General features: G+C 71.1%; 16 protein-coding genes. 11 read left to right on the forward strand and 5 right to left on the reverse strand.

Translation table 11 applies throughout. From position 1 onward, the window contains the following. Positions 1-168: 168 nt before the first annotated feature. From NRK68_RS02180 to NRK68_RS02200, 5 genes are all read left to right on the forward strand, one after another. Complete coding sequence (locus tag NRK68_RS02180) at positions 169-1,539, forward strand: polyprenyl synthetase family protein (RefSeq protein ID WP_257854680.1); 1,371 nt, start codon at positions 169-171, stop codon at positions 1,537-1,539. Beyond that, positions 1,536-3,056, forward strand: coding sequence for a phytoene desaturase (locus NRK68_RS02185; RefSeq protein ID WP_257854681.1), 1,521 nt, complete (start codon positions 1,536-1,538; stop codon positions 3,054-3,056). The genes NRK68_RS02180 and NRK68_RS02185 overlap by 4 nt, the downstream gene beginning before the upstream one ends. Next, positions 3,053-4,069, forward strand: coding sequence for a phytoene/squalene synthase family protein (locus NRK68_RS02190; RefSeq protein ID WP_183066009.1), 1,017 nt, complete (start codon positions 3,053-3,055; stop codon positions 4,067-4,069). Before NRK68_RS02185 ends, NRK68_RS02190 begins: the two co-directional genes overlap by 4 nt. Continuing rightward, positions 4,066-5,118: a Rieske (2Fe-2S) protein gene (locus NRK68_RS02195; RefSeq protein WP_257854682.1), complete on the forward strand. Its 1,053-nt coding sequence runs from the start codon at positions 4,066-4,068 to the stop codon at positions 5,116-5,118. Before NRK68_RS02190 ends, NRK68_RS02195 begins: the two co-directional genes overlap by 4 nt. Before the next feature lie 107 nt (positions 5,119-5,225). After that, positions 5,226-6,734 carry a M1 family metallopeptidase gene (locus tag NRK68_RS02200; RefSeq protein WP_220818767.1) on the forward strand — a complete coding sequence of 503 codons (1,509 nt, stop codon included), beginning with the start codon at positions 5,226-5,228 and terminating at the stop codon, positions 6,732-6,734. A 16-nt stretch (positions 6,735-6,750) separates the two neighbouring features. On the opposite strand, the gene NRK68_RS02205 is transcribed toward NRK68_RS02200, so the two are convergent. Then, the gene (locus NRK68_RS02205) at positions 6,751-7,443 is read right to left on the reverse strand and encodes an N-acetylmuramoyl-L-alanine amidase (RefSeq protein ID WP_257854685.1); all 693 of its coding nucleotides are present in this window, start codon (positions 7,441-7,443) and stop codon (positions 6,751-6,753) included. Between the two features lie 424 nt (positions 7,444-7,867). Between NRK68_RS02205 and NRK68_RS02210 the strand changes: the two genes are divergently transcribed. Then, positions 7,868-10,066 carry an endonuclease gene (locus tag NRK68_RS02210; protein WP_257857746.1) on the forward strand — a complete coding sequence of 733 codons (2,199 nt, stop codon included), beginning with the start codon at positions 7,868-7,870 and terminating at the stop codon, positions 10,064-10,066. Positions 10,067-10,248: 182 nt separating this feature from the next. After that, positions 10,249-12,009 (forward strand): sensor histidine kinase, encoded by a 1,761-nt coding sequence (locus tag NRK68_RS02215; protein WP_183066007.1) that lies wholly within the window; start codon positions 10,249-10,251, stop codon positions 12,007-12,009. A 71-nt stretch (positions 12,010-12,080) separates the two neighbouring features. Here NRK68_RS02215 and NRK68_RS02220 read toward each other — a convergent pair whose 3' ends face one another. Both NRK68_RS02220 and NRK68_RS02225 read right to left on the reverse strand, forming a co-directional pair. Then, entirely contained in the window at positions 12,081-12,548 is a 468-nt protein-coding gene (locus NRK68_RS02220; RefSeq protein WP_183066006.1) for a pyridoxamine 5'-phosphate oxidase family protein, read from the reverse strand. A 179-nt stretch (positions 12,549-12,727) separates the two neighbouring features. After that, positions 12,728-13,054, reverse strand: coding sequence for an STAS domain-containing protein (locus NRK68_RS02225; protein ID WP_183066005.1), 327 nt, complete (start codon positions 13,052-13,054; stop codon positions 12,728-12,730). A gap of 268 nt (positions 13,055-13,322) precedes the next feature. On the opposite strand from NRK68_RS02225, the gene NRK68_RS02230 reads away from it, so the two are divergent. Beyond that, positions 13,323-14,048 carry a response regulator gene (locus NRK68_RS02230; protein ID WP_257854686.1) on the forward strand — a complete coding sequence of 242 codons (726 nt, stop codon included), beginning with the start codon at positions 13,323-13,325 and terminating at the stop codon, positions 14,046-14,048. Positions 14,049-14,132: 84 nt separating this feature from the next. On the opposite strand, the gene NRK68_RS02235 is transcribed toward NRK68_RS02230, so the two are convergent. Then, positions 14,133-15,044, reverse strand: coding sequence for a universal stress protein (locus NRK68_RS02235; RefSeq protein ID WP_257854687.1), 912 nt, complete (start codon positions 15,042-15,044; stop codon positions 14,133-14,135). 280 nt (positions 15,045-15,324) lie between these two features. Between NRK68_RS02235 and NRK68_RS02240 the strand changes: the two genes are divergently transcribed. Further along, positions 15,325-17,706 carry a phosphoketolase family protein gene (locus NRK68_RS02240; protein ID WP_257854688.1) on the forward strand — a complete coding sequence of 794 codons (2,382 nt, stop codon included), beginning with the start codon at positions 15,325-15,327 and terminating at the stop codon, positions 17,704-17,706. A 110-nt stretch (positions 17,707-17,816) separates the two neighbouring features. Here NRK68_RS02240 and NRK68_RS02245 read toward each other — a convergent pair whose 3' ends face one another. After that, positions 17,817-18,296 (reverse strand): ricin-type beta-trefoil lectin domain protein, encoded by a 480-nt coding sequence (locus NRK68_RS02245; RefSeq protein WP_183066001.1) that lies wholly within the window; start codon positions 18,294-18,296, stop codon positions 17,817-17,819. Positions 18,297-18,873: 577 nt separating this feature from the next. On the opposite strand from NRK68_RS02245, the gene NRK68_RS02250 reads away from it, so the two are divergent. Together NRK68_RS02250 and NRK68_RS02255 are read left to right on the forward strand one after the other, a co-directional pair. Beyond that, positions 18,874-19,317: a hypothetical protein gene (locus tag NRK68_RS02250; protein WP_183066000.1), complete on the forward strand. Its 444-nt coding sequence runs from the start codon at positions 18,874-18,876 to the stop codon at positions 19,315-19,317. Positions 19,318-19,482: 165 nt separating this feature from the next. Further along, positions 19,483-19,965, forward strand: a complete 483-nt coding sequence (locus tag NRK68_RS02255) for a hypothetical protein (protein WP_257854689.1) — start codon at positions 19,483-19,485, stop codon at positions 19,963-19,965. Positions 19,966-20,111: the final 146 nt, after the last annotated feature.

The following is a 20,111-nucleotide window of genomic DNA, read 5'->3' on the forward strand; positions in this document are numbered from 1 at the left end:
TGAGCCGGTCACCCGTCACCCGTCACCCGTCACCCGTCACCCGGTCAGATGCGCCCAGAAGGCGGCAATACGCGATTTTTCAGGCATTCACTTCGCGCCGCATCCGTATCGCGGGAAGAAACCGAAGACCCGTGATGAGCGATCAATACCACGACGAGAGGAACCGGGATGCGCCCGACGCAGGCGAAGGACCACCACTCCACGGCCGAGTCGTCGCGCGGCCCCCGTCCGGCGGCCCCCTCGGGATCCTCGCCGCGGCGCAGGCAGCCGATCCAGGCAGCGGCCGGCGCTCTGCCCCGGGCTGCGGACGCACACGGTGACACCGCGCCGGCACCCCGGCCGGGGGCCGTCGACGCGGACGTGCCCACCGCGATCGGGCACATGCTGGAGCAGGTGCTGGCCGAACGCCTCATCCGAGCCGACGCCCTGGACCCACTGTTCAGCCGTGAACTGGCCGACCGCGTCGCGCGTTTCACCCGGGAGGGCGGCAAGCGCACCCGGTCCCAGCTCCTCTGGTGGTCGATGCGCGCCTGCGGCGGGGACGACGGGGCGACGGCCGTGGCGGCACTGCGCCTGGGGGCGGCGCTCGAGCTGCTCCAGACCTGCGCCCTGGTCCACGACGACGTGATGGACGGATCGACGCTACGACGCGGCCGGCCGGCCCTGCACGCCGACGTCCGGGACCGGTACGGCAGCGCCGCGTCGCCGGCCCGCGCCGCCCGTTTCGGTGAGGCCGCCGCGATCCTGGCCGGGGACCTGGCGCTCGCGTGGGCGGACGACGTGGTGGCGGAGACGGCGCTCGACCCGAGGACGGCGACCGCGGTGCGCAGGCTGTGGAGCGACATGCGCACCGAGATGGTGGCGGGGCAGTTCCTCGACCTCCGAGGTCAGCTGACCGGTACCCGCTCCCGGCCGGAGGCACTGCGCGCGGCTCATCTCAAGAGCGCGCTGTATTCGGTCGAACGACCTCTGGCGCTGGGTGCGGTGGTGGCGGGCGCGGACGATCGCACGATACGCGCACTGTGCTCGACGGGCCGCTGCGTGGGCCTGGCCTTCCAGTTGCGCGACGATCTCGACGACGTCTTCGGTGACCCTCGGCGCACCGGCAAGAGCTGCGGAGGCGACATTCGCGAGGGAAAGCCGACCTATCTGGCCGCGCTCGCCGTGACGCGGGCCGAGGCCACGGGTGACCGTCCGGCTCTGGGGGTGCTCGAACGAGCCCTGGGTGATGCGCACCTGACCGCCGCCGGGCTCGATGAGGTGCGGGAGGTACTGGTGCGGACGGGTGCCCGGCAGGCGGTCGAGACCAAGATCGATCGACTGGCGGCCGAGGGGCTGCGGCACTTCGACGGGGCTTCGCTCCACGCGGAGGCGAAGGACCGGCTGCGCCGGCTGCTGACCGCGGCAACGGTGCCCCGTACCGCGGACGGCCCGCCCGCCCGCTCCCGTCCCGCACCCCAACCGGCGCCCCGTACCGCATCCCATCCGGCGCCCCGTCCCGCCCCGGCGGACTTCGTCACCCCGGAGGCAGGGCGATGACCCGTACGGTGAGCGGCCGCACGGACCACGTGGTCGTGGTCGGGGCGGGTCTGGCCGGCCTGTCGGCGGCTCTCCACCTGCTGGGCGCGGGACGCAGGGTCACCGTCGTCGAACGGGACGGCCTGCCCGGCGGGCGGGCGGGACGCCTCCATCTGAACGGCTACCGGATCGACACCGGCCCGACCGTGCTGACCATGCCCGACCTCGCCGACGAAGCCTTCGCGGCGGTCGGCGACAGCCTGTACCGGCGGGTGGAGCTGATCCCGCTGTGCCCCGCCTACCGGGCGTCGTTCGCGGACGGCAGCACCCTGGACGTGCACACCGACGGCGAGGCGATGGCCGCGGAGGTCGAGCGGTTCGCCGGAGCCGGTGAGGCGGCGGGCTACCGGCGGCTGCGCATCTGGCTGGAGCGGATCTACCGGGCTCAGATGCGCCGCTTCATCGACGCGAACTTCGACTCGCCCCTGGACCTGCTCACCGGTGACCTCGCCCGGCTGGCGGCGCTCGGCGGGTTCGGACGGCTGGACCGGCGCATCGGCCGCTTCCTGAAGGACGAGCGGTTGCAGCGGGTGTTCTCCTTCCAGGCCCTGTACGCGGGCGTGCCTCCGGCCAGAGCCCTCGCCGCCTACGCCGTCATCGCGTACATGGACACGGTCGCCGGGGTGTACTTCCCGCGCGGCGGCATGCACGCGCTGCCGCAGGCCATGGCGGACGCCGCCGCCGACGCGGGCGCCGAGCTGCGGTTCGGCGAGCCGGTGACCCGGCTGGAGCGCTCCGGCGAACGGATCACCGCCGTCGTCACCGCACACGACCGCATCCCCTGCGACGCCGTCGTCCTCACACCGGACCTGCCCGTCACCTACCGGCTCCTGGGCCACCGGCCCCGCAGGCCCGTGAGGCTGCGGCACTCCCCCTCCGCCGTCGTGCTGCACGCGGGCACGGACCGCACCTGGCCCCAGCTGGCCCACCACACGATCTCGTTCGGTGCCGCCTGGCGGTCCACCTTCGACGAACTGACCCGGCAGGGGCGGCTGATGAGCGATCCGTCCCTGCTCATCACCCGGCCCACGACCACCGACCCCACGCTCGCCCCACCCGGCCGTCACCTCCACTACATCCTGGCTCCCTGCCCCAACACGGAGATCGGGCCCGGTGGCGCCGCATGGGGCGAGCTCGGACCCCGCTATCGGGCCGCCCTGCTGTGCGAGCTGGAACGCCGAGGCCTCGACGGGATCGAGGCGGCCATCGAGGACGAATCGCTCGTCACCCCGGCGGACTGGCTCGGCCAGGGGCATGCGGCGGGAACCCCCTTCTCGGCGGCGCACACGTTCCTGCAGACGGGCCCGTTCCGGCCCCGCAATCTGGTCCGGGGCACACAGAACGCCGTCCTGGCCGGCTGCGGCACCACTCCCGGCGTGGGCGTCCCGACGACCCTGGTGTCGGGAAAGCTGGCGGCAGCCAGAGTCACGGGCCGTTCCCGGCGCTCATCCGCCCGAACCGAAGGGGCAGCCCGATGACCGGACGCGAACTCGACGCGGCGGGTATCACCGACCCGGTACTGCGAGCGGCGTACCACCGGTGCCGCGAGCTCAACGCGGCGCACGGAAAGACCTACTTCCTCGCCACCCGCCTGCTGCCGGCGGAACGCAGGCCCGCCGTGCACGCCCTGTACGGGTTCGCCCGGTGGGCGGACGACATCGTCGACTCGCCCGATCCCACCGCGGACGAGAGCCTGCGCGGTGCGCGCCTGGCGGAACTGCAGCGGCATCTGGCCGAAGGGCTGAGGCACGGGCGGGACGCCGAGCCGGTGGTGGCCGCCCTCGCCGACACCGCACGCCGTTACGGCATCGATCACCGCCACTTCCAGGACTTCATGACCGCGATGCGGTCCGACCTGGTCGTGACGGACTACCCCACCTACGCCGACCTGCTCGGCTACATGCACGGCTCGGCCGCCGTGATCGGTCTGCAGATGCTGCCGGTGCTGGGCACGGTGGTGCCGCGCGAGGAGGCCGAGCCGCATGCGGCGGCGCTCGGCGTGGCCTTCCAGCTGACCAACTTCCTGCGGGACGTCGGCGAGGATCTCGATCGCGGGCGCGTGTACCTGCCGGCCGACCTGCTGGCCGCGCACGGGGTCGACCGGGAGCTGCTGCGCCGGTGCCGGGACGCGGGCGGGCAGGACCGCCGTGTGCTGGCCGCTCTGCGGGAGTTCGAGGCGCTCACCCGCCGTGTCTACCAGGAGGCCCGGCCCGGCCTCGCCATGCTCGATCCGGTGTCCCGGCCCTGTATCCGCACCGCGTACATCCTGTACGGGAACATCCTCGACGCCGTCGCCCGGGACGGCCATGCGGTACTGCACCGCCGTGCCGTGGTGCCGCGCCGGAGGCGTGCGACGGTCGCGGTGGGCGGTCTGGTCAGGGTCGCGGCAGCCAGGCTGCGTCACCGCGGCCGGCCCTCGGCAGAGCGTCGGCGGACGCACCCGACGCCACCCGCCGCCCCCGCACGAGCGGTCTCCGAGGAGGTCGTGTGATTCCCGAACCGTTCCGGCGGCCTGCCCTGCCCTTCTCGTTGCGCCGCAGGCCGATCCCGTGGGACCGGCAGCGGCCGACCTGGCGGGAGGCCAGGCCGGCCCTGATCGCGAAAGCGTTGAAACGGGCCCAGGCCCGGCCGTCCGGGAACTGGTACGTCGTCGGGGCGTCCGCCGCGCTGGCGGGCGACCGCCCCCTGGCCCTCGACGTCGCCGGCCGCGAGGTGGTGGTCTGGCGCGGCGCCGACGGGCAGCCGCACGCCGGCCCGGGTGTCTGCCCGCACCTCGGGGCCCCTCTGGCGGAGAGCCCCGTCCGGTGCGGAACCCTGGTGTGTCATTGGCACGGACTCGCCCTCGACGGGACCTCGTTCGCGGGCTGGGAGCCGCTGCCCGCCTTCGACGACGGCGTACTGGTCTGGGTACGGCTCGACGAGGTCGGCGGAGAGGAGCCACTCGATGCCCCGGCGGTACCGGCACGGCCGGACGTCGCTCGCGGGGTGACGGCGGTGTACGAGGGCACGGGGCTCTGCGAACCCGAGGACGTCGTGGCCAATCGGCTGGACCCGTGGCACGGGGCGTGGTTCCACCCGTACTCGTTCGTCGACCTCACCGTCGTCGGCTCCCCCGGCCGGGACGGCACCCATGACGATGCCGAGGACGAGGAGGGCAAGGAGGAGGACGAGGACCGCTTCGCCGTCGATGTCTCCTTCAAGGTGGCCGGACGCCTGGTGGTACCGGTGCGGGCGGTCTTCACCGCTCCTGGACCACGCACCGTCGTCATGCGCATCACCGAGGGGGAAGGCGCGGGATCGGTGGTGGAAACCCACGCCACCCCCCTCGGGCCGGACGAGCTGGGTCGTCCGCGGACGGCAGTGATCGAAGCCGTGGTGGCCGCCTCCGACCGGCCGGGATTCGCCCTCGCCCGCAAGGCCGCCCCGGTCCTCGCCCCCGTGATGCGCATGGCGGCGGCCCGGCTCTGGAGGGACGACCTGTCCTACGCCGAACGCCGCTGGCACTTGCGCTCGACGGGCAGGTTCCCGGGAGGACAGTGACATGGGCGCTCACCTTCGGGTACCGGAGTGCACCCCGTCGCCACGGCAGGCCGCCGGAGGGGCCACGGGCACGGCGTGGCGAGGTCGGAGCGTTCACGTACTGGGTCATGATCGGCTGCGTGAAGACCTCCGGACGTCTGACCGCCTGCGCCGTCGCCGGCCTGCTCGCCGCGCTCCCCGCCTGCTCGGAGTCCGGCGGCCAGGGCAGCAGCGGGGCGGGGGGCCGCTCCGGCGCGGAAGCGAGGGCGGGCGCTCCCCGAGGCACGGACGGCGCTCGGACGAAGGCACCCGGCACGGTGTTCCGGGGTGGGCGCCCCGGTGCCGCGGGCACCGGTGACCCCTACTTCCCGCAGCTGGGCAACGGCGGCTACGACGTCACCCACTACGCCCTGACCCTGGACTACGACCCCGGCAACGGCCGTCTCGAAGGCACCGCGGAGATCACCGCGAAGGCCACCGCGGACCTCAGCACCTTCAATCTCGACCTCCTCGGCATGGAGGTGCTCGGTGCCACGGTCGACGGCGGCACGGCGCAGTACCGCCAGGACGGGCAGGAGCTGACCCTGCGGCCGCGCCACCACCTCAGGAAGGGCGCCGCCTTCCGCGGCGTCGTGCGTTACGCGGGCACGCCGGAGTCGATCACCCATGACCACGGATGGCGCGAGGGCTGGTTGAGGACGGGCAGGGGAGCGGTCGCGTTCGGTGAACCGACCGGCTCGATGTCCTGGTTCCCCGGCAGTCATCACCCCTCGGACAAGGCCTCCTACGACATCACCATCACGGTCCCCAAGGGGGTGCAGGCGATCTCCAACGGGCAGCTTCGCGCCCGGCGGACCAGCGGCGACCGCACCACCTTCCACTGGCACCAGGCCGAGCCCATGGCCAGCCATGTGGCGACGGTGGCCATCGGCAGCTACGACATCAGCACCTCCCGGACCCGATCGGGCGTCCCGGTCGTGTCGGCGATGGACACGACCGCGGACATGGACGAGGAGGACGCAGCGGTCCTCGGCCGGTTCCCCGAGATCATGGAATGGGCCGAGCGGAGGTTCGGTCCCTACCCCTTCGCCTCCGCCGGGCTGATCGTCGATCAGGCGGCCGACGTGCCCTACGCCCTGGAGACGCAGACCCGGCCGACCATTCCGGCCGGCATCTTCCACACGACCAACGTGGTGCACGAACTGGCCCACCAGTGGTTCGGCAACTCCGTGACCCCGCGGACCTGGCGGGACATGTGGCTCAACGAGGGTTTCGCGACCTACGCGGAGTGGCTGTGGACCGAGGACCACGACGGGGCCAGTGCCCAGGACCACTTCGACCGGAACCACGCCAAGGCCGCGGACGACGACGAGTGGGACTTCCCGCCCGCCGATCCGCCGAGCGCTGCGGACATCTCCGGCCAGCCGGTGTACGTACGCGGCGCGATGGTGATCCACAAGGTCCGCCAGGCCCTGGGCGACGAGGGCTTCCGCTCCCTGGTGCGGGGCTGGACCCTGCGCCACCGGCACGGCCACGCCTCGACGGACGACTTCACCGCGTACGTGGAAGCCACGGCCGGCCGTGACCTCGACTCGATCTGGGACTCGTGGCTCCACGGCCACGGCAAGCCCGCGTGACGGGGCCGACGCGGTGTCAGGCCTTGATGCGCCGGCGCGCGGTCCCGACGAGGTTCATGTACTTGTCCCAGTCCCACACGGTCCCGGGGTCGTCGTGCGTGGACAGCGGGACCTCGACGTGACCCAGGATGTGGTCCCGGTCGACCGGGACGTCGTACTTCGCGCAGATCGTGGCCGTGAGGACGGCGGACGCCTCGTACATCCCGTCGGTGTAGACGGGCTGATCGGTCCAGCCTTCGTGCTCGATGCCGATGCTCCGGTAGTTGTACCAGACGCTGCCCGAGTGCCAGGCCACGTCGCGCTCGCGCACGCACTGGGCGATCCGCCTGCCGGTCGCGCTGATCATGTAGTGCGCGGACACCCTCTCGGCGTCGTCCCGGAACTTGGCGAACATGACCGGCAGGGTGTCCGTCGTCAGATGAATGACGACGTATTCGATGGGGTACGCCTCGGGGCGGTCGGAGACCGTGTAATTGGACTCGGATGCTTCGACCCAGACCGCAGGGGCGTAGTCCACCGAAGGGTCGGTACGCGGCGCCGCGGGCGGCCCCGCCGCGACGGGAGCCTTGCGTCCGGGGCGCGGCAGCGCAGGTTTCGCCTGCTCCTCGGATCTCATCAGCTGGGGCAGCCCGACCGCGGCCAGGGCCGCACCCGCCGTGCCGGCGGCACCCCACAAAAGCCGTCGACGACTCAGCGGGCTGTCTTCCATGGACACTCCTCATCCGGTCGAGCAGGCAGGCAGAGGACGACGCGCCGCGCATCCCGCAATCACGATGCGGAGGCGGCACGTCCCGTAATCTGATGCTTCACCAGTGCCCACACCCCGGCAACCGGTCCCTCCACCACTCGGCGCACGCCCTCGCGCTGACCAGCCCTGTCCCCGCCGGAGCGCGCTACTCCACGCGCTCGGCGCGTAGGAGTCCGAGCTCGCCGACTCGACCGGGTGGTCCTCTGATCGCGACAGCGAAAAATTGACGGAGCAACCACTGCGGACGTCCCTCGGCCCGACTGGGCGCGGCGCGCACGGCCTGTGCCCATACTGAAATGAGGGGGACGGGGGGAACGGGGGAACGGGGAGGAACTCTGACATCTGAAGAGGAGGGGTGCCGCCGAGGAGGCGAGCCGCAATGACAGTGGAGCAGTTGTCACACGTTGACAAGGGTTTCCTGGAGCAGATGGAGGATGCCGGCCGGCGCTACGCGAGCCGTACGGGAGAACGTGGCGGCCGTATGGCGGCGCTCGAGCAGCAGGGCATCCTCTACGCCGACACCCCGGAACGGGTCAGCAGCAGGCTGAACCGTCTGGGCGTCGACTGGGCGATGGCCACGGCGATCGAGCGGACACCGGCGACCGCCACGACCGGGACCAGCCTGGATCTGGACCGCGAGCTGGTCGGTACCGACCTGTTGATGCTTGAACGGTTCATGGGCCGCAATGATCTCATCGGAATCGACTACCTCGAAGGCGGCTTCCTCGCCGCCCGCTCGATCGGCCGGATAACCGTCCGGAGTCCCGGATCGTCCCACCACGGGACCGGTTTCCTGGTGTCCCCCTCACTGCTGATGACGAACAATCACGTGCTGGGCTCCGCCGAGGAAGCGGCCGCCGGAGTGATCGCGTTCAACTTCCAGGCGGGCCTGGACGGGCAGCCGCTCGTTCCGGTCGTTTTCGAACTCGATCCGCACCGCTTCTTCGTCACCCACCGTGACCTCGATTTCACCGTGGTGGCGGTCGCCGAACACTCCCAGGACGGTCAGCCGCTGGCGGCTTTCGGGAGACTGCCGCTCAAGGAAGCCCCGGGCAAGGCCGTCATCGGGGAGCTCGTCAACATCATCCAGCACCCCAACGGCGAGCCCAAGCAGCTCGCCCTCCGGGACAACCAGATCGTGGACGTGCTGGAGGACTTCGTGCACTACTCGGCCGACACGGCACGCGGCTCCTCGGGTGCTCCGGTCTTCAACGACCAGTGGGAGGTCGTGGCCCTGCACCACGCCGGTGCTCCCCGCAGGGACCACGACGGCAACGTACTGGCCGTCGACGGAACCCGCTGGCATCCGAGCATGGGAGAACACCGGGTGGACTGGATGGCCAACGAGGGCGTGCGGGTCAGCCGCATCCTCGGCACGATCCAGCAGTTCCCCCTGTCCGGCACCGCCGCGGCGCTCCGCGCGGAGCTGTTCGCGTCCGGCTCCTCCCTGCATCCCGTGGAAGCTTCGCCGCCGTCGGTCCCGACGGTCCCGAGGGTCCTGACGGGTCGGACGAACGGCGCCGCGCCGAAGAGCGTGACGCCGGACGGGAGCGGTGTGCAGCACGCCACGACAGGATCGGTCAGCTGGAACGTCCCCTTGCACATCAGCGTCAGCGTCAGCCTCGACGCGGACACCGGCGCCGACGCCCTGCGGCCCCGGGCCGAATCGCCTGCCACGGTTACGGTGCCGGCCGGGGTCGGACGTATCGACGGCCACTCGCCCGCCGAGCGGGACCTGGCGGCCGCCCTGGTCAACCTGGCGGCCTTCAGTGACCGCCCCTACTACGACGAGGCCGCGGACCTGACGGCGCGCGACGCCTATTACGCGGGGATACACGTCGGCAACCCCACCAGCCTGCGCCTCGCACTGACCGAGCACCTGGAGTCCACGCACGAGCGCCGGCCCGCCTACAAGCCGATGCGCCTGCTCTACCCATGGGTGGACCTGCACCCCGACGAGAAGCTACACGGCATCTATTCGGGCACGGGCTTCACTCCACAGGAACTCATGGAGGCCGACGCGGCGGTGGAGGCCGCCCGAATAGGGCGCTGGCAGGAGTTCATGCTGCACGAGAGCGCACCCGGCCCGGAGGCCGTCGAGGCCGAGCTCGACCTCCTGGAGGCGTCGCTGCCCTTCAACTGCGAACACGTCGTACCCCAGTCCTGGTTCGCGAAGAAGGAGCCGATGCGCGGAGACCTGCACCATCTCTTCGCCTGTGAGTCGACGTGCAACAGCTTCCGCGGGAACATCCCCTACTTCGACTTCCCGGACTTCGACGAAGCCGTCCGGCACGACTGCGGGCGCCGGGATCCGGGGAAGTTCGAACCCTCGGAGGGCAAGGGACCGGTCGCCAGGGCGACGCTCTACTTCCTGCTCCGCTACCCCGGCAGGATCGGCGACGAGGCACGCGAACTCCAGCGGTCCGGCCTCGAGATGCTGCTGAACTGGCACAGGGACCACCCGGTGGACGTCTACGAGCAGCACCGCAACGCGGCGATTGCCGAGATGCAAGGCAACCGCAACCCGCTGATAGACCACCCGGAGTGGGCCGAGGAGATCGACTTCGCAGGCGCCTGGACCTGAGCGAGGAGGCCTGCGCCGCCGGTGCGGGGCCGGCCGGTTCGGTGGCGTGATCGTCCCGCCCTCGGCCTGTCGATAGTCTGGCCGTGGACCAGCCCTGCGGTCGGGCGGGCGGGCCGGGCGGGCGGGCGGCTCAGGGAAAGAAGCGAACGGGTGTGGGGGATCAGTTGACGCAGGTGCCGAGGATGCGGCTGGACGAACTGCTGGACGAGCTCCAGGTGCGCATCGACGAGGTGCGCGGCACCCGGGACCGGGTGCACAGCCTGCTGGAGGCCGTCGTGTCGGTGGGGCGGGAGCTGGATCTCGCCCAGGTGCTCCGGCGCATCGTGGAGGCCGCCGCTCTGCTGGTGGACGCCGAGTACGGCGCCCTGGGGGTGATCGGCCCCGACGGGCGGAGCCTCGCGCAGTTCCTGACCGTGGGGCTCAGCGACAAGGAGATCGCGGCCATCGGCCCGCTGCCGGCCGGCCACGGCCTGCTCGGCGAGGTCATCCGCCATCCGGAGCCCCTGCGCCTGACCGATCTCGGGGCGCACCCGTCCTCCCATGGATTTCCGGCCCATCACCCGCCCATGCGCACGTTCCTCGGGGTGCCGATCCGGGTCCGCGACGAGGTGTTCGGGAACCTCTATCTGACCGACAAGCGGGGCGGGGTCGACTTCGACACCGAGGACGAGACGGTGATTTCCACCCTCTCGGTGGCGGCGGGCGTGGCGATCGACAACGCGCGGCTCTACGAGGGGTCGCAGCGCCAGCAGCAGTGGCTGCGGGCCAATGCGGAGATCACCGAGAGCCTGCTGTCCGGGAGTTCGCGCCCGGAGGTGCTGGAACTCATCGCCCGCCGCGCCCAGGAGATCACCGCGGCACGGCTCGCGCACATCGCCGTCCCGGTGGACGGCGTCGACGGTCTGGTCGTGGAGTACGTGGCGGGCACGGACGGAGCCGCGTGGCAAGGCCTCGTCGTTCCCTTCGACGGCACACTCTCCGGAGCCGCGCACCGGGCAGGCAGGCCCGTGACGTCATTGCAGGTCTCGGACGACGGGCGCTGCGCGGCCGAGGCTCCGGCGCCGGAACGCGCCGGAGCGGAACACGACGGAGCGGAACGGGACGCAGCCGGACGGGGCGCCGGGCAACGGGACGCAGCGGGACGGGACGCAATCGGACCGGCCGTGGCGGTCCCGCTGGGCACCGCGGGCGGGGAGGGCCGGGGCGTCCTGCTGCTCTCGCGCTCCGCCGGGGAGCCGGCTTTCGGCGAGGGCGAACTTGAGCCGCTCGTCGCCTTCGCGGGCCAGGCCGCGATCGCTCTGGAGCTGGCGGAGCGGCGTCGGGACGCCGAGCAGATCGCACTGCTGGAGGAACGTGACCGGATCGCCCGCGACCTGCATGACCTGGCCATCCAGCGGCTCTTCGCCACCGGCATGACCCTGCAGAGCGCCGCCCGGCTCGTGGAGCACGAGGGCGCTGCCGAACGGGTCGGCCGGGCCGTCGACGACCTGGACGAGACCATCAAGATCATCCGATCGACGATCTTCGGGCTCCGCACCAAGGACCGTGAGAGCGGGCCCGGGCTGCGGGCCCGCGTCGCCCGGGCCGTCGGCTACGCCGCCACCTCCCTGGGCCATCCGCCGCGGCTGACCATGGAAGGGCTCCTGGACACCGATGTTCCTCCGCAGATCGCCGACCACGTGATCGCGGTACTCGGGGAGCTCCTCAGCAACGCCGCCCGCCACGCACGGTCGACCCGCGTCGACGTGAACCTCAAGGCGGTGGGGGGCGAGGTCGCGCTGACCGTCTCGGACAACGGCACGGGCATTCCGGCGCAGGGGCGCAGGAGCGGTCTGCGCAACCTCGACGAGCGGGCCCAGGTCGTGGGCGGGAGCTTCACCGTCGAGACTCCCGAGGAGGGCGGCAGCCGGCTCGTGTGGCGGGCGCCGCTCCGCAGCGGCTGAGGAAAGCGGTGGCCGGCACGCCCCGGCGGCACGACTCTTCAGCCGGGGCGGGGCGGGGTGGGTCGGGTGGCCTACGGTGCCGCCTCCAGCCGGAAGCCCGTGACCAGATCCGGGCGGATCCGCAGGGTGCCGGTCATCGGCTGTCCCACCCAGGGGCGCAGCAGGTCCGCGTACCGGTCGGTCTCCTCGGCGTCGACCACCGCTCGCGCGTAGCCGGTGACGACGACGCTCCACCCGAGGTGGGTGTCGGGGTCGATGGCATCCGCTTCGTACGCCACCACCACGCCCGGGACGTCGGCGGGTGCCGCCAGCGAGGCCAGTGCTCCGCCCTCGTGGATCCGGATGACGATGTCCTCGCCCTCGACGAGGTGGTTCACCGGCCGGACGGCGGGCAGTGCGTGCTGCGTGAAGACGAGGCGTCCCAGCGACACGGTGGCGAGGAGCCTCAGGGCCTCGGCCCTGTCCACCTCCCGCATGTGGCGGGCGGACATCGCGCCACCGTTCGGGCCGGCGGGTAGCCGTTCGCCGTCCTGATCCATGATCCGTACCTTCATCCGGCCCCGCTCGGTCCTACGGCTTCCGATGTTCCAGCCTCCCTCTCGCTCCACCGCTGAGAACAGGGCCGAACGGTCCCCTTCAGAGCCCCGTGTCCGTGCCCCGTGTCCGTGGCCCGTGTCCGTGCCCCGTTTCCCAGGGCCGTTTTCAGCAGCCCCCGTGATCACGAGACGACGAACTGCAGCTCCCGGTCGGCAGCGAGCACGCGCATGGGTTTGATCACCAGGGGCTGTACGTCGCACAGGAGCAGCTGCGTACCGGCCGCTCGACAGTGGCGGTTGAAGCAGGTGAGGAGGTCGATGCCCGCGCTGTCGCAGAAGGAGAGGCCGCACATGTCCAGGACGATGGTGCGGTGGCCGGATCCGGCGAGTTCGCGCAGGCGGGGCCCCACCTGTTCGGCCGTGTGGAAGTCGAGCTCGCCGGCCAGGGCGATTCTCAGACCGTCATCGTCCCGTGCCACGGTCCTCAGGTCGATCAAGGCGCTCGTCATGGCGTCCTCCGCGCTGCGTGCGTGCGGCTCTGTGGAGTCGCGCCGTCCCCGTCCGCCCTCAGTTCATCCGCTGCCGCGGCCGCCGGGAAAGGCCCGGCAGTCCTTCCGGACAGGGCCGAAGGTCCCTCTCGCGGGGACCGGCCGGTACCTGCCGCAGGCAGCCTCCCCGTCCGATCAGGGCCGATCGGCCCTGTCCGTTCGCCCTGTCTGCGGGCAGGATGCGGTTGTTCGTGCGTCAAGGTACGAGCCCAGGCGAAGGAGTTGCGTCATGACCGGCAGTAGTGCCCCCTCCCCCGCGGTGGAGCCCATCCGGGTCTTCCTGCTCGACGACCACGAGGTCGTGCGCCGGGGCGTGCACGACCTGTTGGACGCCGAGCCCGATCTGACCGTGGTCGGGGAAGCGGGCACGGCGGAACAGGCACTGATCCGCATTCCGGCGCTGCGTCCCCACGTAGCGGTCCTCGACGTACGGCTCCAGGACGGCGACGGGGTGAGCGTGTGCCGTGAGCTGCGCTCCCGGATGCCCGAGCTGGCCTGCCTCATGCTCACGTCGTTCGATGACGAGGAAGCGCTCCTGGACGCCGTGATGGCGGGGGCCTCCGGGTACGTCCTGAAGCAGATCACCGGCACCGACCTGGTGACCGCCGTACGGACGGTGGCCGCGGGCCAGTCGATGCTCGATGCCGGGGCCACCAGCCGGCTGATGGCCCGCATGCGGGGGGAGGTGCCCCAGGACGAGCAGGTCCCTGGGCTTCCGGGCTTCACGGAGCGGGAGAAGGAGATCCTCGTCATGGTCAGCGAGGGGCTCACCAACCGGGAGATCGGCAAGCGGCTCTACCTGGCGGAGAAGACCGTCAAGAACATCATTTCGCGGCTGTTCGTCAAGCTCGGGGTGGAGCGGCGGGTCCAGGCCGCCGTGATCGCCAGCCACGCCCTGGCCCCGCACCCCGGGGGCCGGCACCCCGCCTCCTCCCCGGCCTCGTACCGGGAGTAGGAGCCACCGCAAGGGCCCGCAGGGGTCCGCAGGGCCGGGCAGCAGGCCATGCGGCCCGCTGCCCGACGGGGGTTCGTCGCCGCCTCAGTGGTGCGGCACGACGGCGACGGGGCAGACCGAGTGGTGCAGGACGGCATGGGCCACCGATCCGGTACGCGGTCCCAGTGCCGACTCCCGGATCCGGCGGCCGACGACGAGCAGTAGGGCGTCCGACGCGGCGGACAGCAGCACGTGCCCGGCGCTGCCCTGCTCCACCTGCGCGACGACGTCCACCTCGGGATACTTCGCCTTCCACGGCTCCAGTGCCTGCTCCAGCGCGACCTTCTCGAAGGGTTCCAGCCCGCCGAGCTGCTCGGCGATCCACATCGACCCGAGGCTGTAGGCGTACACCGGGGGCAGGCTCCAGGCGCGGACCGCGCGCAGGGGCACCTTGCGTGCCGCGGCCGCCTCGAAGGCGAAGCGCAGGACGTCGGCGGATTCCTCGACGCTGCCCTGCTGACCGACGACCACCTCGCCTCCGGCGACCGCCTCGCCCTCGGCGGCCTTCTCGTCTCCGGCGGGCTCCGGCCGAGCGACGCCGTCCCTGGCGCGCACGGAGACGACGGGGCACTCGGCGGAGGCGATCAGCTGCTGTCCGTAGGAGCCCAGCAGGAAGCCGGCGAGGGCACTGTGTCCGCGGGTGCCGAGCACCAGCATCTCCGCGTCCTTGGCGGCCCGCAGCAGGGCGGGCACGGGGACGTCCGGCACCACTTCCGCGGTGAGGGAGAGCCGCGGGTGGCGTCGGGTGAGCTCCGCCCGCGTATCGTCCAGGATCTCCTGGGCACGGCGGGCCTCGACGCTGCGGTCCTGGACGACCGGGACGGCCAGCGGTTGCCACAGCCAGGCGTGGACGACGTGCACGTGCAGGTCGCGGCGTACGGCTTCCTCGGCGGCCCAGGCGGCCGCGGCCCGGCTCTCGGGGGAGCCGTCCACGCCGACGACGAGGGTGCGCTTCACGGTGCTGTCCTCCGTACTGATGCGCGAGGCATCGGGGTCGATGGCAGGTACGGGTGGCGCCGGCCGGGGGAAGGACCGGGCGCCACCGGGATTCACCTTCCCCGGGCCGGGCAGGTGCGCGAAAGGGCCGACGGTCCCTCCCCGAGGGCCGGTCCTCCCCTCCCGGGCGCACCCGGGAGGAGCGCACTGTGTCGGCATCGACCCAGTCGACGAACGTCCCTCGCCCCTGTACTCGCCCTCGCCCTCGCCCTCGTCCTCACACTCGCCCTCAGGAGCGGACATGACCGCGTTGACCGCGCACTCCGTCTCGGAGCTGGACGCCCACTGGCGTGCCGCCAACTACCTGGCGGTGGGCCAGATCTACCTCATGGCCAATCCCCTGCTGACCGAACCGCTCAGGCCGGAGCACATCAAGCCGCGGCTGCTCGGCCACTGGGGCACCTCTCCGGGCCTGAACCTGGTGCACACCCACCTCAACCGCGTGATCAAGGAGCGTCCGCTGGAGGCCCTGTGCGTCTGGGGCCCGGGGCACGGCGGCCCCGCCGTACTGGCCAACTCCTGGCTGGAGGGGACGTACAGCGAGTGCTACCCGGACGTGACACGCGACGCGGGCGGCATGGCAGCGCTGTTCCGGCAGTTCTCCTTCCCCGGCGGCGTGCCCAGCCACGTGGCCCCGGAGACGCCCGGTTCCATCCACGAGGGCGGGGAGCTCGGTTACGCCCTCGCCCACGCCTATGGAGCCGCCTTCGACCATCCCGGCCTGCTGGTCGCCTGCGTCATCGGCGACGGCGAGGCGGAGACCGGGCCGCTGGCCGCGTCCTGGCACGCGAACAAGTTCCTCGACCCGGTCCACGACGGTGCGGTCCTGCCGATCCTGCACCTCAACGGGTACAAGATCGCCAACCCTACGGTGCTGTCCCGGATCCCCGAGGCCGAGCTCGACGCGCTGCTGCGCGGCTACGGCCACGAGCCGCTGTACGTCACCGGCAGCGACCCCGCCCAGGTGCACCAGGCCATGGCGCGCGCGATGGACCACGCCCTGGACCGTATCGCCGCCATCCAGCGCGGGGCGCGGGCGGCGGGCACCGGCTCCGGCTCCGGCTCCGGCCGGGAGTACCCCCGCTGGCCGATGATCGTGCTGCGCACGCCGAAGGGCTGGACGGGGCCCGCGAGCGTCGACGGCGACCCGGTCGAGGGCACGTGGCGTTCCCACCAGGTCCCGCTCGCCGCGGTGCGCGAGGATCCGGCGCACCTGAAACAGCTGGAGGACTGGCTGCGCTCGTACCGGCCGGAGGAGCTCTTCGACGCCGAGGGCCGCCCGGTGGACCAGGTCCTGGCCTGCGTCCCGAAGGGCGGCCGCCGGCTGGGCGCCGTACCCTACGCGAACGGTGGCCGGCTGCTGCGGCCGCTCCCCCTGCCCGCGCTCGACGCGCACGCCGTCCCGGTCGACAAGCCGGGACGTACGCTGCACGAACCGACCCGCGTCCTCGGGCACTTCCTCGCGCAGGTCATGCGGGACACCGCCGGACGGAGGGACTTCCGGGTCGTCGGACCGGACGAGACCGCTTCCAACCGGCTTGACGACCTGTACAAGGCCACCGGCAAGGCCTGGCAGGGCATCACCGAGACCACCGACCGGAACCTGTCGCGCGACGGCCGGGTCATGGAGATCCTCTCCGAACACGTCTGCCAGGGCTGGCTGGAGGGCTACCTCCTCACCGGCCGCCACGGCCTGTTCTCCACGTACGAGGCCTTCGCGCACATCGTCGGCTCCATGGTCGGCCAGCACATCAAGTGGCTGAAGACCTCGCGCGAACTGTCCTGGCGCGCGCCGATCGCCTCCCTCAACTACCTGCTCACCTCGCACGTGTGGCGCCAGGACAACAACGGCTTCTCGCACCAGGACCCGGGCTTCGTCGACCACGTCCTCAACAAGAGCCCCGAGGTCGTCCGGGTCTACCTGCCGCCGGACGCCAACACGCTCCTCGCCGTGGCCGATCACGCCCTGCGCAGCCGCGACCAGGTGAACGTGGTCGTCGCCGGCAAGCAGCCCTGCTTCGACTGGCTCGGGCTCGACGAGGCGCGCACGCACGTGGCGCGCGGTGCCGGCACATGGGAGTGGGCCGGCACCGACGACGGCTCCCGCGAGCCCGATGTCGTCCTCGCCTGCGCCGGCGACGTCCCCACCATGGAAGTGCTGGCCGCCGCGGCCCTGCTCCGCGAGCACCTCCCCTCGCTGGCCGTCCGCGTCGTCAACGTGGTCGACATCGCCCGCCTGATGCCCCACGGGGAACACCCGCACGGCATGACGGACTCCGAGTACGACGCCCTGTTCACGACGGACCGGCCGGTGATCTTCGCCTACCACGGCTACCCGTGGCTCGTACACCGCCTCGCCTACCGCCGTAACGGCCATCCGCAACTGCACGTGCGCGGGTACAAGGAGTCCGGCACGACGACGACCCCGTTCGACATGGTGGTCCGCAACGACATGGACCGCTACCGACTGGTGATGGACGTCATCGACCGCGTCCCGGGCCTCACGGTCCGCGCCGAGGGTCTGCGCCGGACCATGGCCGACCAGCGCGTCCGGCACCACGCCTGGATCCGCGAGCACGGCACGGACCTTCCGGAGGTCGCGAACTGGTCCTGGCCGTACTGACCAGGGACCGGCCACCTTCGGCGCGCATGGCAGCGGAGTCAGGACTGCTGTGCCCAGGGCGGAGGCATCGGCCCTGGGCACGGCAGCGAGGCTCGGGAATCGGGGGCTGATCAGGCGAGTCCGAGGCTGACCTGGTCGTTGAAGACCGCCCAGCTCTGCCCGCGGTCGGCGCGGTCGCACGGCTTGGTGGAGACGTTCGGGGTCTCCCAGGCATTGGCGAAGCAGTAGGCCGGGGCGTAGGTGAGGGAGATCTGCTGGCCGGAGATGTTCCAGTACTGCCCCTGGTCGCCCGGGTTGCACGGCTTCACCGAGACCTGCGCGGTGTTCCAGGTGTTGGCGAGGCAGTAGCCGCGCGCGTTGGTGAGGGAGATCTGGTGGCCGGAGACGGTCCAGTGCTGGCCCCGGTCAGCGGCGTCGCACGGCTTGGTGGAGATGTTCGGGGTCTCCCAGGCATTGGCGAGACAGTACCGGCCGGGGATGCGCGCGCTCTGCTGGGTGGTGCTCGCCGCGCCTGCCTGAGCGACCGGCAGAAGGGAGGCGCTCACTGCCAGCGCGGCGAGGGCGACGGTGTTGCGGAGGGCGATGCCCATGGTGCGGATTCCATTCTCTCTACAGGGCTAATCGGCTCGAATCCGAGCGCAAGGGAATTAGTACCAGCACCCATGGACCGGTCGATAAAGTCGAACTACCCATTCACTCGGAACACGCAGTCCCCGGAACATCCGATGATCTCCGAGAAACGATTCACCCCCGGGACGCCGACCGCCACACACATTGAGCATTGACCGAAAAAGCCTCCCCGCATCACCCCCATGGGCGCCAAAAGAAACCACCGCCCACCCGACCTCACTCACCCTCAACGCCAGTCACCCACCCGGCCATCAGCGCATGCGCAGCACAACAAGAGGCCACCCGGACGCAATCCTTCGACCCACCTCGACATATCCCACCAAGACCACCCTATGAGCGAAATCCAGCCGGGACGGCGGTAGGGCGGAAATCAGAATTCGGCACCCGCGACACGCGCCGAGCGGAGGGCGGCCGAGCAAAAACGTCACCGCACCCCGAACCCCAAGACGGATCGTCACGGACGCCGGTCAACACCATCGCAACGCTGTCACCTGTACGTGCGATGCCCCGGCCGCACCCCCTCGGGGAGGATGAGTGATGAATCGCACGTACCGACGGAAAGTGTTCGACATGCCCACCCATCACACCGTCCTGCGACACCTGTCACGCATCGCCGCAATCCTGTGCTGCTCCATGACGCTTGCCGTCACGCAGGTGGCGTCAGCCAGCGCGGCAAGCAGGACTGTCAACTTCGAGTACCAGCACATCTGGCTGACACCCGAGTTCAAGACGGGCATTCGGGGTCGGATTCACTTCACCGTCAAGAAATGCGATCACCCCAACGGGGACATGACCGTTCTTTTGCGGCGGACCGACGGCTACAACTACGTCTCCGGCACCGAGAAGATCAAGTGTCGAGCTGGCCGGACGGCCAGGTTCGAAGACAGTCCGGCGGGTACCTACGAGTTCGAACTCGGCAAACTCGACGACTACAAGTTCTTCAAGGGCACCGCCACCTATTCGTTCAACGCCGCACGATAGCGCCGACCACGCTTCCCCGACGACGAACTCGAACTCGAACTCGGGTACATGAGTTCCGGCATTCCGGGGTCGTGAAGCCTTGGTCTGGTGGTGAACGTACAACGGCTGGACGACCGGTCCGGCCACAGGCCCCTGGGTGTCCGGGGTATCCCGGATACTCCTGAGGTGCTGTTGACATGGATCGCCGAGGTGGCGGACGAACCGCTGGTGCTGGAGCCGACTGATCAGCGGGTGGAGATGGAGACCAACACCTGGTGGCTGAGGGCGGAGGATGAGGACAGGCGCGCCTTGTCCGTGTCGGAGGTGGTGGCCGCTTTTGAGCGGACTGCGGAAGGCATCCGGCTCCGCGTCCGCGAAATGGGCTTCGGAGGGGTGGCGACGTTCTACGTATGGCACGACGAGCAGGCTGGGCAGCTCCGGTGCTCAACCGGATCGGTGGCCGCGGACAAGCTTCCCTTTGGTGGCGCCTATGTGCCTACCGACGATCTCGGTCCTGTTGTCGAGGGCTTCCTTGGTGACCAGGACCCCGGCCTGATCGCCTGGTCGGAACTTGAGGCCGAGGACGGCCCGTCGGAGCAGACCGCTGCCGAGACGGAGGCCGCACCTTTTCCCGTGTGGGTCCGCAGTGTGGGACTGGCCTCGCACTGACCGCTGCGCCCGCCGAAGCGGTCCAGGCGACGGCTGCGGCCAGGATGTTGGGAGGGGGCACTCCGCGCCGGGCGATCAGACGGATTGGGTCCGGCCAGCGGCGCCTTTTGAGGGCGCGGACGCCCACCGACTCATGGCGCACAGCA

Origin of the sequence: Streptomyces yangpuensis (assembly GCF_024666385.1) — a bacterium.
Classification (GTDB): domain Bacteria; phylum Actinomycetota; class Actinomycetes; order Streptomycetales; family Streptomycetaceae; genus Streptomyces; species Streptomyces yangpuensis.